This is a genomic window from Novosphingobium malaysiense (assembly GCF_000802225.1).
Lineage (GTDB): Bacteria > Pseudomonadota > Alphaproteobacteria > Sphingomonadales > Sphingomonadaceae > Novosphingobium > Novosphingobium malaysiense.
On the sequence record NZ_JTDI01000001.1, the window covers coordinates 17,071 to 31,820 of the forward strand.

Below are 14,750 nucleotides of genomic sequence, written 5' to 3' on the forward strand. Positions count from 1 at the left end.
CATAACGTTATCTCCCGAAATTCAACGCCTTTTGCAAAAAGGGGGCACCATGTTCCGATCTGTACGCCGCAAGCTTGCACGTTTTCGGCTTGAGTCGGGGCTCCCCGCCCCCTTCCATCACCACCGGGCAATATTCATCCATATTCCCAAGGCGGCCGGCACGTCGGTTTCCATCGCTCTTTTCGGCCATCAGGTGGGCCACGCCACCGCGCTGGACCGCTATGCCCAGGACTTCGCGGCGACGCGCGACTATTTCAAATTCACCTTCGTGCGCGACCCTCTGGCTCGAGCCCTGTCCGCATTCAAGTTCATGCAGGGAGGCGGGATGACGCCGCGCGACGAAGCCTATTCGAAGCGGCTCGAAGGGTTGACGTTCGAGGAATTTGCCCGCCGGCTGTCAGAATTCCAGGACATAGAACATTTTCGTCCGCAACATACCTTCATTTGTCACCCCTATCGTCGCTTGCTGGTGGACTACGTCGGCAGGATCGAGACAATGGCGGAAAGCTTCGCCTATGTTGCGAAAAAGATGGGATACGAGGGGCAACTGCCGCATATGAACAGCGGCTCGGAAAAACCATCGGTAGACGATGAAACGAGCCAGTTCATCCGCGATTTCTACGCCAAGGACTACGTCTTGTTCGGCTACTGAGGTCGAGTACCGGCGCGACCATAAGGCAGCGCAAAAGGCCATGTCAAAACTGGTGCCTCGGCTGGTCGTGTAGCCTCCGTCCCCGTGGTTCGCATGGTGAATGAAGCGCGCCGCAGCGTTTCTCGATCAGCGCCATAGCACGCGGCCGACCGGCTTGGTCGGCCGCGTCCGGTTCGATGAAGTCCTCGCCCGGCCCGTGCGTCTCCGCTCCGGCCCGGACGAGGACGGTTCAGGCCCTGCCTTCGATCCAGTCGTTGAGCACTTCGTGGAAGAACCGGATGCGCGTCTCCTGATCGGAGAGGTAGGCATCCTTGTATCCGCGCGAGTGCATGCCGGCCTGCATGTTTTCGGCCAGTTCCATGTCCTGATAGACGATCTGCCCGGCGAGTTCGGGAATGCCCCGCCCATTGTCGAACACCCGGTGTTCGCATTCGGGCACTTCGCGCAGTGGTTTCACGCCGGCCATGATCGATTCCACCTCGGTCTGGCCTTCGACGGGGAAGGCCATGCACCACAGGTCGAAGTAGCACTTCTCCGGATCGTCCGGGTGCGGCTCGCTGCGGAAGAGGATAAGATTGTCCGGCAGGAAGCTGATGGTGACGTTGGGGAACATCACCGTGTGCGGGCTGTCGGTGATCTCCTCGTCGTTCATGTGTTCGTAGTGCAGGTAGCCCTTTGCCTTCCAGAGCTTCTGCTTGGCGGCCTTCAGGTCCTTCCAGCCCTGCAGCGCGAAATCCTCGTACGTTGCGTACTTGCCCGGGTCGATGTCCCACTTGCGCAGTTCGGCCTCGAACATGGCGTTGCCACCACCTTCAGGACGGTCGCTGAGCGAGGGGCGCATCGGCTGAACCGTGCGGCCATGGCCCTTGGGCCACATCTCGTGGCGCGCGGAATCGACGTCCTGGTCGATCCATGGCGGAACCTGCGGGTGTGCCGTGCGGGTGTGGTAGCTTTCCGAGAAATTGTCGGTCACGAACTTCCAGTTGGCGTTGAGTTCGATGCGGTACCAGGCAACGCGAACTGCCGTATCCATCGGATAGTTGCGGTAGAGCGCCGGCATGGGCTCGAGAAACTCCTCGAGTGTGGGACCATCGTCGTCCATGCAGTACCACACGAATCCGCCCCAGGTATCGCACCGCAGCTCGCCGAGCTTGAGCTTGCCGCAGGGATTGCCCTTCTTGAAATCGACATCGGCGTCTTGCGCATACTCGAGCTTACCGTCGATGCCCCACTTCCAGCCGTGATAGGGGCAATGGAACGAGGCGACCGAGCTCATTCCGTCGACCATGCGCATGCCGCGGTGTCCGCATGAGTTGTAGAAAGCGCGGACGGAGCCGTCCTCCTGCCGCACCGCGATCACCGATTCCTTCATGAAATTATGGACCATGAAGTCACCCGCTTCGGGAATGTCGGCGGTGCGCCCGGCGATGTGCCAGATCTTCGTCCAGACATGGTCCCATTCCTTCTGGGCGAATTCCTTCGAGAAATAACGGTCGCCCGTTATCTTGTCCCCGCGCAGGTTCGACGGATCGCGGCCATCCATCGGCGGTGGCACGGCAGTCTGCTGGTTCATCGCACGTCTCCCAAGTCTTCGGCCTGGCGGCAATCGCCGCACAAACCTGCAAATGCTCCATTGGGCAATGGCCGGGGAGATATGGCGGCCGGCACACGCACGGCCCGCCCGTTCCTCTCCATCAGCGGCTCTTGCCGTCGACAGCAACACTATATCAGTTGGTCGAATGACCAACCCCTCAATTAGGTGAGGTCGGATCGATTAGCGAGCGCAACCCGGTGGAGAAAAAGCGCAAGGTCGCACCGGCAATCTGGTCGAGCTTGTCCGCCGAATGGTGATGAGCGCTGATATCGTCCAGGAAACCGGGATCTTGCACCATGAAGATCAGGGCCGCTTCGATCAGGTATGTACCCGCCAACAGTTCGCTTTCGCCGGCGCCGGGACAAGCCGCCCTCACCCGGGTCGTGAAGAGTTCGGAAATGGCGCTCAGGCGTATCAGCGAAGGCTTCACTTCGGGGACCCGATAGGAACTCATCAGGTGCGACGTCATCACCACGAAATTGTGCAGTTCGTGCCCCTTGTCCGCACTCACTTCGAGAAAAGGCATGACGAAAGCCCGCACGCACTCTTCCAAAGTCAGTTCGCCGCCTGCGGCAGCTGTATCGAAGCTGCTCTGGATCAGGCTGCGCAGGCCATCGAACTTGCGGTCGAACGTGGCTGCCAGAACCTTGTCCTTGGTGCCGAAATGATAATGCAGGAGACTGAGGCGGACTTTCGCTCTGGCGGCAAGATCGCGCGTGGACGTCCCCTCGTACCCGCGCTGCCCGAACAGGATTTCGGCAGCGTCGAGAATGCTGTCGCGCGTGAGTTGCCCCCTGCTGGCGCTGGCCCTGTCACCATCCTGTGAAATCTGCTCGTCCGTTTTCATCCAAGCGCTTCTGGCCACGCCGAGAGCAATTGCCAAGGGGCCGCGCCGCCAACCCGGCACACTGTCACCTCATGGGACCGCCCGGATTCAAGCGCCTTACCCTGCCCAACCTACCTGGGCGTAGCCAGCAGAAGCTCGAAATCCTTGAGAGCGGCAGAAGCTGTCGCGGTCGGTTCCGGACCGCCCCCCATGGTCAGGATCTCGCCCATGCAGTCCGTGTGGATTCGCAAGGCCTTCGCCTTGCCCGCTATATGTGCGAAGGGATCGTCGAGCGGATAGGTTCGCAGCGCCACCTCGGCTTTCGGCCCGTCTTCCCGGAATTCAATACGCCCGACAAGGCGCGGCACTGTTCCTTCTTCGCGCCAGCGCCCGATGTCATCGAGAGTCACGCCGCCGATGCCCGAGACGGACACATCCTTCATGCCCAGATCGAGATCGAGACCGAAGTTTGCGAGGATGAGGAGCTTGCAAGCCGTATCCCATCCTTCGATGTCCCGGCTCGGCTCGCTCTCGGCAAAGCCCCCGGCCTGGGCTTCGCGCAGCGCTTCCGGAAAGCCGATGCCGCGTTCCATCATCGCATTGAGCAAGTAGTTGGTCGTTGCATTCAGAACGCCTTCCAGACCGAGCACACGACAGCCCAGCAAACCTGTCTCAAGCACGTCGATGGTCGGCAGCGCGGCCGCGGTGGCTCCGCTAATCCTGAGCCGCGCGCCCGTTGCTGCCGCAAGGCGGCGCAATGGCGGACCAGAATGGACGAGCGCGCCCTTGGACACGACAACACCGTCGCACCCCATGGCGAGCAACGTCCGAAGATAGGCCAATCCCGGACTCCCGGTCTCAAAGTCGCTCGGCCCTGCTTCGATCAGCACGTCGGGTTTCGCTTCGACGAGAAACGCGGGGCCAGTCGACCCGGGCACCAGACTGGCAAAGTCGACCTCCTCGATTCCCGCGCCCTTTCGCAGTCCCGCCCGCGAATTGCACACGGCCACGAGACGGACGTCCACCCCGTAGAGGTTCCGATAGCGCGAGCGCCTGGCAAGGAGCATCCGCGCAATCTGACGCCCCACGTTCCCGAATCCCGAAATTGCAACGGCGACCGTTTTCATTGCCTCGCTGTCCATCTCATCTGCGTTCGCGCGGCTCCTACCACGCAATTCACGATGTGCGATGGGCCGGCGGCCCCGGTCAATTACGGCGTGGACATCTCCAGCTGCGAGAACATCTGGCGGGCATAGTCTTCGCTCGTGATCACCATCGAAAGCGTTGCTTCGCTTCTCAGACCGGAAGTGAACTGTCCATCCTGGAACAAAGACACCAGCGAACCGGCATCGACAGGCCCCGTCAGCGTCGCCTCCGAAAGGGTAAACCCATGCCGGTCCGCCGCGTCGGTCATCATGCGTTGCAGCACCGATGATAGCTCGGACACATAGGACTGCACACCGACCGCGAGGGGACTGAACTGCCAGCCATTGGGCAATCGGGTCAGCAGCATCACGCGCTCGGTATTGTCCGGCTTGCCTTCGGCATTCACCACCTGCTGTCGCGCCACGGCCAGAAACACGCTTTCGTCGGCGGAATACGGTAACAGCGCTACGATGGTGTCGAACGACCCATAGCCGCTGATCAGAAATCGCCCGTCGTCCATTCTGCGAATCCTGCACGCCTGCAGGGCTTCAGACATGTGCGGCATGGCCTGATAGTAGAGGCCGGCCAATCCCGGCGGGTCCGCAAGGACGGCATCCGTCGGCAGCGGCGACCCGAGAACGATTTCGCGCGATACCTCGAAATCGGAAGAATTCGGGACATCGACGGGAATTTCACCGGATCGATTTGCCGGAAGATAGGTCGCCATGCCGTTGATCCTTGTCGCTGCAAGGAATTCTCGGTCCCGGAAAAGCTGCGGTATCTTGCCCTGGCGGACGGGGCCTTCGATGCCGGTGAGGGAATCGTCCGGATCGAGCGAGAACCCGTGGCGACTGGCAATGCGCTTCAGGAAGTCTTCGTTGGCCTCGGTGAACGGCGCGATCGCATTGACATTGAAATCGAGAAGCTTCCACGCGCCGCTTTCGATCCGCAGCATGAGGTAATAGACGGAGCGCGGCTTGCCCTCCTCATTCCTGACATCGTTGACCAGCAGAAACAGGTCGGGAGGTACCAGGCTCACGAGCCGTACCGGGGACGGCTCGTCCTTGTCGGCACTCATCAGGAAGGTGCCTTGCGCACCTTTCCGAAAGGTCATCGAGCCGATGCCGTGGTCCTCGATTCTCCAGTAACGGCCCGCAAGGTCGGGCGGTGTCGCAAGGTCGTGCTCTGCGATCACGGCCGGTTCACTCTCGAAACAGCCCGCCAGCAAGAGCGCAAGTCCGGCTGCCAGAGCATGTTTCACGATCGCCCCCACCGAAGTCTTCAGTCGCCTTCCCATGGCTCCGTCACCTCCCACCGAATGCTTAGATAGTCGGATCCCTACTTCCGCGCAGCAAACGGAAAGCTGCGAACGCAAGGACCAGGGTTCCCAGGACAAGCACGGCCCACAAGATCCACGTGCGGCTGGCCTTGCCCTTGTCGAGCCCGGCCGGATCGACCGCGACAATGAGCGGCGACGTGCTAGATGCCACAGTCTTTGCCACGGGCAGCGCAGATTGGTCGGCGGCCTCCATGCCGGGGGCGATCTCGTCCCGGGTCAGGAAGGTATCGGGGGCATCCGCCAGCCCCGCGGCAAGCCGATAGGGCGGCGTGCCATCGAATCGGACCAGGAGTTCGAGCCGAGGAAGCAGAAGTTCGACCTTTGGCGGCCTGGAAAATCCGGCAGTACGACGATCGGCTTCGAGTCTGAAGTTCCGCCATGATCCGTCGACCGAATTGATCCAGAGGGTCGTTCCGGCCTGGTCGCCGCGCAACGTCGCCGCGGCCAGTGAATGCCAGCTCTCCTCGCTCGTTCCTCGGGCAAAGAGCGTGACCGGCATCACCCCGTCGGTCTCTGCTATCTTGACCCTCACGCCTTCCAGGCGCGTGGCAAAAGGTAGCGAGAAGAGAACGTCGCGTGGTTGCGGCATCTCCAATCCCCGCGCGGCCACTGCCAGAGGTGCCCGGGTCTCGCGTTTCACCATTACCGCCTCGGCAGCGCGGATAGCGATCGTCTCGTCGCCGGGGGACTGATTCCAGCGCACCCGGACATACCTATCCCGCAGGTCGGCGTCCTCGAGTGCAATGCGCCGGTCTCCCAGAACGGTCTGGCCATCATCCACGCTGACCATCACCTTTTCCGCCAGTCGCGACCAGTCCTTGAGGTTGGTGCTGGCCTCGACCGTGAAGGTTACCGGCTTCCCCCGGGGCAGATCGACGTCGAGCGCCAGAGCATCGACCGGGTCGTCCAGCTTGCGTGTGTCGATGAGGACGCCGAGCACACTGGTCTCGCCAACGCCGGCCGGGACAAGCTCCCCGTCCAGACCGACGATGCGCGCCTGGTCCGCGTTGTCGAGACGAAGCGTGACACCCTTGATCTGCAAGGCCCTGCTCGAGCCGACGATCGGATGGACCGGCAGCGGGACTTCGGACTTCACATCCGGTGCCTTGTCGTTGCCCATGGCAATGGGCATCGCCCGCCCCGTCGCGTCGAACACGCGCAAGTCGGCATGATCGCTTCGTCGCAGCGCGATCAGTGCCTTTGCCGGCAAGGCCAGGCGTTGCAGCTTGTCCCCCCTTGCGGATTCCACCGGCATGACCGTCGCATAACTGTCGGGACGGGACGGGTCTCCTCCTGACCTGCCCCCACATGCGGCGAGCAGCCACACGAGACTGGCGACGAGGAATATCGACGATTGCCTGCGCATCATGCCGGCTCTCCTGCGTTGTCATCGGCATAGGCTGGCGGCAGCGGCGCGAAATAGCCGATGACAAGCATCAGCCCGCCCACAGCGATAAACGCCACTACGCGTTCCCAGCCTCCCGAGTTGGACAGATCGACAAGGACGAGCTTCACCACCACCATCACCAGCAATGCCGCCCCCGCAAGCCACACGACCCGCAGGGCTCGACGATGGGCAGCGATCATCAAGGCCATGGCAAGCATCGTCCAGAGTATCGCCAAGCCGGTCTGGACCTCGAAGCTCGTCAACAGCGCATCGGCGGACCAGTCGACCCCGAGCCAATGGTGCGCCGTACGCAACCAGATGGTGTTCACGAACACGAACCCCATCAGCGCAGCTATAGCCAATGCGTTGGGACCCGTGACCACGCCGCCGTCGGATGGCGTGGGTACCGCGCTGGCGAGTGTGCGGCGCCAATGGACGAGCACCAGCAATGCCAGAACCAGCGACAGGTCGACCGGATTTATCAAGGGGACATAGGGAAGCGGAGCCGTCACGCCTTCGGCGAACAGGGCCGTCGCCAATGCGCCACAAGCCACCAGGACCGCCAGCGGAACTGCGGCGGTCCAGTAATAGCTGCTGGAATAGCGATCGAGAGGCCAGCGAGCCTTGTCCGCGGGTTCCGCCACACGCTTTCCGGCCCAGGCGGATAGAACGAACAGAACAGCCGCCGCGCTATCGAGGTTGATGACGCCCGCCCAGGACGTGTCCCACAGGCGGCCGCGCTCGATCGCGAGATAGATCGCGTTGGCCAGCATCGCCGTGCACAACCAGACCGTTCCGGCATGGATGAAGCGTTGCCATCCACGCGCCATGGTTTCCGGACCGTCTCCCAGATCACGATCTTCCTCTCGCATCAGGTGCAGATGCAGGCCCAGCCCCAGGCCGAAGAAGGCGATGTCCGGCCAGTAGAGCACGTTGCGCCCCGACAGGACCTGCGAAAGCAGGGTAAATGCGAGCACGAACAGGCTCGCGCGTCCCGGCCAGGTGGCCACCGGCCAGTCGCGCCTGCGCCCCAGCCACGCCGAGAGGGCCATTGCAGCGAGCAGGGCGAGCATCGTCGTCAACCGCTGGAGATTTGCCGACAGGACGGCCTCGTGCAGATCTCCTACAACCTCTTCCGGCAGCAACCGTCCGATTTCGAGCATAATGGTGATGGCCGCGAGCCCGAAGCCGACGAGGAACGATACGTAGCGAGACCCGTATTCGACCTGGACGTACCTTCTCGCCAAGGGGCTTGCGCTGTGTGGTAACGGCTTTCGCAACCACCATGCGGTCAAAAACAGCGGCACGGTTACAAGCAAGCCCCCGACGAAACCGCCGTTGAACAGCGGGACGGCCGAGATGTTGGGCTCCAATGTCACCAGGAAGACCAGAACGGCAACCGCCTGAAGCGCTAGACCGAACACGCGCTGCATCCATCGTGCCTGGCGCATGCCCACCCAGAAGGCCCCGGCCCCTTCGAGGGCCCAGCTGCTGGACGTCCACCGGGCGTCAAGGGCAAGAGGTATTGCCAAGGTCACGAACCCGATGCCGATCGCGGCCATGCATTCGATCAGCACCCGCATCTCGTCTCGCCGCTTGCGCAGGCAGAACATGGCAAGGCCGATATACACAGCGGCGAAACCCAGTGCGCCAAGCGCGCTGCCGTACTCGAAGCGATGCACCATGCCCACTTGCAGCCCGAAACCGGCAATGGCGGGACCGAACAGCAGCGTTCCGTCCGCGAAATTGCCGAAGCGGCCGGGCGTGTTGTGGGCATAGAGGATCGCTGTCAGCAGATAGATGACTACCGACGCAGCGAGGAATGCCTGGCAGACGGCGTAGTGGTGGGGCTCGTAGCTCGTCGCGCCCCATAGGGCCGCAATCCCGAAAGTGGCCACGAACCCCAGCAGGTTGAGCGTGCGCCAGGAACGGCGCCACGCGATCACGAGAATGGCAAGATTGAGGATCGTCCCGTAGGTGAACAATCCCAAGGGCGTGTCGGCTTGGCCACCAAGCAGAAGCGGCACGGCAAAGCCTCCGCCAAACGACGCGAAAGCCAGAGCCTGTGCATTCTGCAGGAGCGCCAGGACGCAGGCCAGCCCACAGAACACCACCATCAAGGCGAAGCCTGCGGCCGGTGGCAGGATTTCATAAATTCGCGACGACGCAAATACCGTGAGGTAGAGAATGGCGACGCCGGCTCCCTGCACCGCCAGGCCGAAAGTCGGACGGATCAAGCGCCGGTTGAAGCCCAGAGCGACCAGCGCCGCGCCTGTCGCGCCCACCAGCGCGAGCCGCAACTCGATCGGAAACCAGCCTGCACTGGCCGCGAAACGCACCAGGAAGGTCAGGCCTATGAAAAGAATCGCAAGCCCGGCGCGCACGATGGTATTCCCGCCGAGCAGCCAGTCCCGCGCCGCACGGACCCAGGCCTCCGGGCCGTGCGTCACTGGCGACGGCGACTCCCCCGCTTCCTGCTCTGGACCCGTGCGCGCTAGCGGTGGCTCCTCGGGGCCCTCTTCCCCGAGAGACTCGATCTCGCGGCGTTCCATTGCGGGGGCGGGTATCGCTTCTTCTGCCTCCGGCTCCGGCACCGGGACGATTCCCGCTGGAAGCGCCGTTTCGACCGGGGCCAGATCAGCCATGGCCGCCCGGATTTCCGCTCTTACGGCGGAACGGAGCAAGACACCCGCAAGCCAGCCGAAAAGACCACCCAGAATCGCTCCGGCCCCGAAGCCTCCATAAGCGCTGTCCATCGACCAGCCGACCAGAACGCCGACAAAGATACCCCACCACACCATTGCCCTGTCCTCCACCCAAACCAAGGCATGCGTTGCTATCCAGTTCGCCAGTACAGTCAGATCACGCTGTCCGGGTCAATCGAAAGCCAACTCTCCCATTATTCCGGACGCGACGCGAAATACCGGCGCACGGCTCGCTCCCGGGGGTTCGGGCAAGGCACGGCCTTTCCCGGGCTCCTTCTGTAACCGTTTCACTTCCCGTCCTGCACGTTAGGCCATCCCGAGAAGAATATTTTGCACGCCGGCGGCGCTTTGCTTTGCCGGTTGCAGTATACGACCTGGCCTAGAAATCGCCGCGCCCAGTCCCTGTCCTTGCTGGATGGAACGCCCTTGAAAGCGACATAGACGATGTAGACGTCCCTGGCTCCATCGATCGCCCGCGTGAGGAACGATTCTTCCGAGCTTTTACCTTCCAGCGTCACACCTCCGGGAGACGGTTTGCGAAGACTTATGACCCAATCCGGCTCGTCTTCCGCGATCTCCCTGAGCATCGTTTCATACTCATCGGCAGTTGAATTGCGCACACGCGAAAAGATGACCGAATAGCGCCAGTCGTTTTCTGTGCCCATTGGAACCAGTTCCGACGATTCCATCTGCCCGTCGTCCGAGGCGTTCAAAGTGACGTAATTGTCCATGGAAGGCGTCAGCAGAATCTCGTCCGCCTCGGCATAAACGCGGACTGCCTCGGGCCAGGCTGGGCCTGGCAACCCCACAGCCAGGAAGAGCACAAGCACCCAACGCATGCGGCACCCCATCGACCCGAATAGAGGCAGGATGATTACTTCCACTGCCTCGACTCACATTTGTGTATTTCCCGCGAGTCAGAGGGGAATAAGCGCTTGCAGTGACTTCAAGTCAAACAATATTGCGGCACCCTCGGCAGCCCTGCCCAGCACGGTCAGCACCCGTACGGGCATCAGTTGATCGCGCCCTTTCCAGGGAGGGGACAAGCTTCATGCTGCAGTCGTAGATGGCCGGGCCCTAGCCCTGCTTGAGCATGTGCCGTGCCGTCTTTTCCAGCAGGGGAATATTGCTGGGCGCTTCACCGAGTACGGCAATCGTCCCATCGGGCATGCGGCGCGCCATGACCAGCATGAACTCTTCGCCCTCGGCCGGAAGGTCATCAAGCTGGTGCGTCGGCATGGCGCGCAGCCTTCTGGCCAGCGAGGGGCGCAGGTCCGTCCTCTCGGCGACCGGCATGCCACTTTCAATCCGCCGGATCCGGCGCTCTTCGGCGACGATGCCCTTGAGCCCGCCCGGGGCTCCAAGCAGGAACTTGGCCAGAGAGCCGCGCTGCAGGCCCATGCGAAGACCATGCTCGAGCACGGTGGCATATTCCGTCAGCCGCGTCTTGTCGTAGTCCACTCCGAACACGAGCTTCACCACCGGAATCAACGGCGCACGCTCTTGCACCTTGATGTCGGCGCGGCGGAGGAGTTCCTCATATTCTGCCGGAGCCTCACGCGCGGAAAGCACGAAATCATAGGCGCAGCCGATGGTGCGGTAGAGCATCTCATGCGTACGCTCTTCTGCCCTGTGCACGTCGTCGACGAGGCGATGCGCGTCGGCAAGCAGCCCGGCGAGCCCGTTGGGTCTCTCGGAAGCGGTCGTCGTGACGTGGCCCGGTGGCACAGGCACGCTGAGAAGATTCAGCGGCCCGGAGCGCAGCGGCGGCTGCAGGGACGGTTGTTCGGACGTGGGCGCGGGGCGCCATTGCGGCAGGGATTGGCTTCTGGATTCGACGAAGACCTTGACGCACGGGTTGCCATACTGGGGGTGCGGCGCGACTTCTCGTTCCAACGTGACGACAGTGTCCGCCGTATCTTCAGCGATCACCTCCTGATCGAGGAGCAGCTCTTCTTCTACCTGCGGCTCGTTCGCCGCCGGGTCGATGTACTCGACTTCCAGTTCGAGCACGGACTTTTCCGGATCGTCATGCTTTTCCGAATCGTCATGCTCGGCATCGAATTCGTCGAAAGCATCGTCCGCAAACCGGAACTGCTTCGCCTGGTCCATAGCCATTTGCCCTGTTCGAATTGGCGCCGCGAACCCGTTCGCAAGAGCGCACTGGAAAGGCCTAAGTGTGACAGGGCCCCTCTTTCCCGACAAGTAATCCATTGGGAGTAGCCCGCATAACAAGCGCCCGACAACGGCCACGCCCGCCGAAAAGCTAGCTCTGTCCCGCACCTGGGAAACCGCCGGACCAGGTCCGCCGGGCCGACACCCCCGATAGAGCTACCGCCATAGCCTGGATTCGCGCGCGTGTTGTCTCTTTTGCCGCCTCGATTCCACCAATTATTCCATTTGACTTGAACCGGTCAGCGGCGACAACTGAAACGCCTGCTACCATGACTGCCAACAGGATTACAGAGGCCTGAATCCATTGCGGAAATTGTCGATAAAGTCCCTGTTCTCTGCATCCGGTCTGCTTCTGGCCCTGGCAGGCTTTGCCCTGCTTTCGGCGCGCGATGCGCCAGACCTTTCCGATTCAGGCCCCTCCCCCCATGTGGCAGTTCCCACGAACGAATTCCTGAACAGTATCGGCGTCGTCTCGACATTCCCCGGCCGGGGCCAACCCGTCGACAAGACCGTAAAGATGCTGAGATATGGCGGGTTTCGGTGGGTGAGAGCCGGCATCGAAGGCCTGACCGAGGATGGGCCGACCACGATTCAAACCTTCCTCGACCTGCATCGCAAGGCCGGCGTGAAGCTGAACTGGGGTCTGGTGAGTGGCGGAACCGATCTCGACCTGCTCATCAGAACGGGAAAGGTGCTCGCAAAGGCAGATGCGCTGCTGGCATTCGAAGGCAACAATGAACCGAACAACTGGGGCATTGAATACGAGGGCGAAAAAGGCGGCGGCAATACATTGTCGTGGATGCCTGTCGCGAAATTGCAGCGCGACCTTTATCACGCTGTGAAGAGCGATCCGCTGCTCTCCCGGTATCCGGTCTGGACGATTTCCGAGCCTGGGGCCCAGGTCGACAATGTCGGTCTGCAATTTCTGACGATTCCGCATGGTGCAGCCACGTTGATGCCTGCCGGTACGCGCTACGCCGATTATGCCAATCTCCACAACTACATATACCATCCGAACTCGCCTGCTCCGGAAGACAACAAGACCTGGAATGCGGCCGATCCCACGGCATCTTCAAAGGTGGACGGACTCTTCGGGAACTACGGGAGGACGTGGCGGAATGGCTTCAAGGGCTACGACCGGGCTCAACTCACCACCCTTCCGCGCGTGACGACCGAAACGGGGGTCGCGATCAACGGTCCGATCGACGAAAGGATGCAGGCGCTCCATCTGCTCAACATCTACCTGGCGCAGTTCAAGCGGGGCTATTCCTACACTTCGGTCTATATTCTGCGGGACCGGACCGACGAAGGCGGCAACCAGACCTACGGATTCTTCCGTCCCGACTATCAGCCACGGCTGGCAGCACACTACCTGCACAACCTGACCACTATCTTGGCGGACGATGCCTCCGCGGAATCGCCGGGCAGCCTGGCCTATGCCATTCCGGACCAGCCGGACACCGTGCATGATCTGCTCCTTCAGCGGAGCGACGGGACCTTTCAACTGGTGGTTTGGGGCGAGCGCTTACAGGGGGCCGACGAGGTCACGATCGAGCTTGCCGACATCCCTGCATCGATCGTCCTCTACGACCCGACGCTGGGAACAGACCCGAGGAGGAAGATCATAGGGAAGAGATCGTTCGATCTGACTTTGAGCGACCACCCTATCGTCGTTGCCATAAATCCAGGGCCGCAAGCCCCGCACAGCTCCCGACGCTGATGCACTTCTCTCAACGATACACGGCCCAAGGAGGGGGCCCTATCCAGCGATGACACGTGACATCATCATCAACGGCAAGTTCCTTCGCGCACCCATGACCGGCGTTCATCGAGTCGCCTTCGAAATCTCCAACGCGCTGGCAGACCTGGCAGAACAGCAAGCGCCGGAACTGGGCGGGCGCCGTTTCGAGGTGTGGCATAGCCATGACGGGCGCGGCAGGGCCGACACGATCCGCCTGCCGACGCGGGACGTGGGGCCGCTTGAAAACATTCTTTGGGAACAGATGACGCTACCCGCGAGGCAAGGGCAACCGGTTCTGCTCAATCTGTGCAACATCGGCCCGATGGCATCCGCCAATGCGCTGACCATGGTCCACGACGCGCAGGTCCTACTGTCGCCCAAATCCTATTCGCTCGGGTTCCGGCTCTGGTACATGTCCGTACAACGTGTCCTGGCACGGCGGAACCGCGCCCTACTGACGGTTTCGGAGTTCTCGCGGCAACAGATTGCCAAGACAGGTCTCGCGCCCCTCGACCGCATTCATGCGATCCACAATGGCGTGGACCACGTGCTGCGCGTGAAGCCGGACGAAGCGGTACTGGCCCGGCTTTCGCTGAAAGGCACCAACTACGCGCTCGCGCTTTCGACCGTGCAGGAACACAAGAACATCGGCGTTCTGCTGAAAGCCTTCGCACGCGCAGAGCTGTCCGGGATGAAGCTGGTATTGTTCGGCTCTGCCGGTCGCGAAACCTTCGCTGCCGAAGGGCATGCCATCCCGCCCAACGTGATATTTGCCGGACACGTGACCGACGGCGAATTGCGCACGCTGATGCAGCACGCATGCGCACTGCTGTTTCCTTCCACGACCGAGGGTTTCGGCCTCCCACCGCTCGAAGCCATGCTTCTTGGTACGCCTGCCATATGCGCCCCGTGCGGGGCACTACCCGAAGTCTGCGGCGAAGCGGCACTCTATGCCGATCCCCACGACGCTGCGGCATGGGCCGCGGTGCTGTCGAGCCTGGCCCGTGACACGGACCGACGCGCCTCCTTCGGCACTCTGGGCCGCACGCGCGCAGCCCAGTTCACCTGGCGCAACGCCGCGCGGCGTCTTCTCGACATCCTTGACTTAGTCGAGCCTTCACGGCCTCATTCTCGATAGTTCTACTGGAAGCCATGCGCACTATGACGCCGTCTATCTGCCCTTCG

Annotated in this window: 11 protein-coding genes; 3 read left to right on the forward strand and 8 right to left on the reverse strand. The window is 62.0% G+C overall.

What is annotated here, in order from left to right; all coding sequences use genetic code 11:
• The first annotated feature begins 49 nt into the window (after positions 1 to 49).
• Positions 50 to 652 (forward strand): sulfotransferase family 2 domain-containing protein, encoded by a 603-nt coding sequence (locus tag LK12_RS00080; protein ID WP_052223023.1) that lies wholly within the window; start codon positions 50 to 52, stop codon positions 650 to 652.
• A gap of 229 nt (positions 653 to 881) precedes the next feature.
• Here LK12_RS00080 and LK12_RS00085 read toward each other — a convergent pair whose 3' ends face one another.
• The 8 genes from LK12_RS00085 to LK12_RS23590 all read right to left on the reverse strand — a co-directional run bounded on the left by LK12_RS00085 (position 882) and on the right by LK12_RS23590 (position 11,767).
• Entirely contained in the window at positions 882 to 2,225 is a 1,344-nt protein-coding gene (locus LK12_RS00085; RefSeq protein WP_039277954.1) for an aromatic ring-hydroxylating oxygenase subunit alpha, read from the reverse strand.
• Positions 2,226 to 2,403: 178 nt separating this feature from the next.
• The gene (locus tag LK12_RS00090) at positions 2,404 to 3,093 is read right to left on the reverse strand and encodes a TetR/AcrR family transcriptional regulator (protein WP_052223024.1); all 690 of its coding nucleotides are present in this window, start codon (positions 3,091 to 3,093) and stop codon (positions 2,404 to 2,406) included.
• A 110-nt stretch (positions 3,094 to 3,203) separates the two neighbouring features.
• Complete coding sequence (locus LK12_RS00095; protein ID WP_231568158.1) at positions 3,204 to 4,160, reverse strand: homoserine dehydrogenase; 957 nt, start codon at positions 4,158 to 4,160, stop codon at positions 3,204 to 3,206.
• 122 nt (positions 4,161 to 4,282) lie between these two features.
• A complete protein-coding gene (locus LK12_RS00100; RefSeq protein ID WP_039277957.1) occupies positions 4,283 to 5,515 on the reverse strand; it encodes a hypothetical protein in 1,233 nt (410 codons plus the stop codon).
• 25 nt (positions 5,516 to 5,540) lie between these two features.
• Complete coding sequence (locus LK12_RS00105) at positions 5,541 to 6,926, reverse strand: DUF3999 family protein (protein ID WP_082010259.1); 1,386 nt, start codon at positions 6,924 to 6,926, stop codon at positions 5,541 to 5,543.
• Complete coding sequence (locus tag LK12_RS00110) at positions 6,923 to 9,760, reverse strand: DUF2339 domain-containing protein (RefSeq protein WP_231568159.1); 2,838 nt, start codon at positions 9,758 to 9,760, stop codon at positions 6,923 to 6,925. The genes LK12_RS00105 and LK12_RS00110 overlap by 4 nt, the downstream gene beginning before the upstream one ends.
• 176 nt (positions 9,761 to 9,936) lie before the next feature.
• Positions 9,937 to 10,488, reverse strand: a complete 552-nt coding sequence (locus tag LK12_RS00115) for a hypothetical protein (protein WP_231568160.1) — start codon at positions 10,486 to 10,488, stop codon at positions 9,937 to 9,939.
• A 238-nt stretch (positions 10,489 to 10,726) separates the two neighbouring features.
• Positions 10,727 to 11,767: a hypothetical protein gene (locus tag LK12_RS23590; protein WP_156135329.1), complete on the reverse strand. Its 1,041-nt coding sequence runs from the start codon at positions 11,765 to 11,767 to the stop codon at positions 10,727 to 10,729.
• 601 nt (positions 11,768 to 12,368) lie between these two features.
• On the opposite strand from LK12_RS23590, the gene LK12_RS00125 reads away from it, so the two are divergent.
• Both LK12_RS00125 and LK12_RS00130 read left to right on the forward strand, forming a co-directional pair.
• On the forward strand, positions 12,369 to 13,544 hold the full coding sequence (locus LK12_RS00125; protein ID WP_197063417.1) for a hypothetical protein: 1,176 nt from the start codon (positions 12,369 to 12,371) through the stop codon (positions 13,542 to 13,544).
• A gap of 49 nt (positions 13,545 to 13,593) precedes the next feature.
• Positions 13,594 to 14,703 carry a glycosyltransferase family 4 protein gene (locus tag LK12_RS00130; RefSeq protein ID WP_039277964.1) on the forward strand — a complete coding sequence of 370 codons (1,110 nt, stop codon included), beginning with the start codon at positions 13,594 to 13,596 and terminating at the stop codon, positions 14,701 to 14,703.
• The last annotated feature ends 47 nt before the right edge of the window (positions 14,704 to 14,750 follow it).

What these genes read in the sequence shown, in the direction of transcription:
- LK12_RS00080 (WP_052223023.1), top strand. Translation starts at nt 50, where the DNA reads ATGTTCCGATCTGTACGCCGCAAGCTTGCACGTTTTCGGCTTGAGTCG.
- LK12_RS00105 (WP_082010259.1), bottom strand. Translation starts at nt 6,926, where the DNA reads ATGATGCGCAGGCAATCGTCGATATTCCTCGTCGCCAGTCTCGTGTGG.
- LK12_RS00130 (WP_039277964.1), top strand. Translation starts at nt 13,594, where the DNA reads ATGACACGTGACATCATCATCAACGGCAAGTTCCTTCGCGCACCCATG.
- LK12_RS00100 (WP_039277957.1), bottom strand. Translation starts at nt 5,515, where the DNA reads ATGGGAAGGCGACTGAAGACTTCGGTGGGGGCGATCGTGAAACATGCT.
- LK12_RS00085 (WP_039277954.1), bottom strand. Translation starts at nt 2,225, where the DNA reads ATGAACCAGCAGACTGCCGTGCCACCGCCGATGGATGGCCGCGATCCG.
- LK12_RS00115 (WP_231568160.1), bottom strand. Translation starts at nt 10,488, where the DNA reads ATGCGTTGGGTGCTTGTGCTCTTCCTGGCTGTGGGGTTGCCAGGCCCA.
- LK12_RS23590 (WP_156135329.1), bottom strand. Translation starts at nt 11,767, where the DNA reads ATGGCTATGGACCAGGCGAAGCAGTTCCGGTTTGCGGACGATGCTTTC.
- LK12_RS00090 (WP_052223024.1), bottom strand. Translation starts at nt 3,093, where the DNA reads ATGAAAACGGACGAGCAGATTTCACAGGATGGTGACAGGGCCAGCGCC.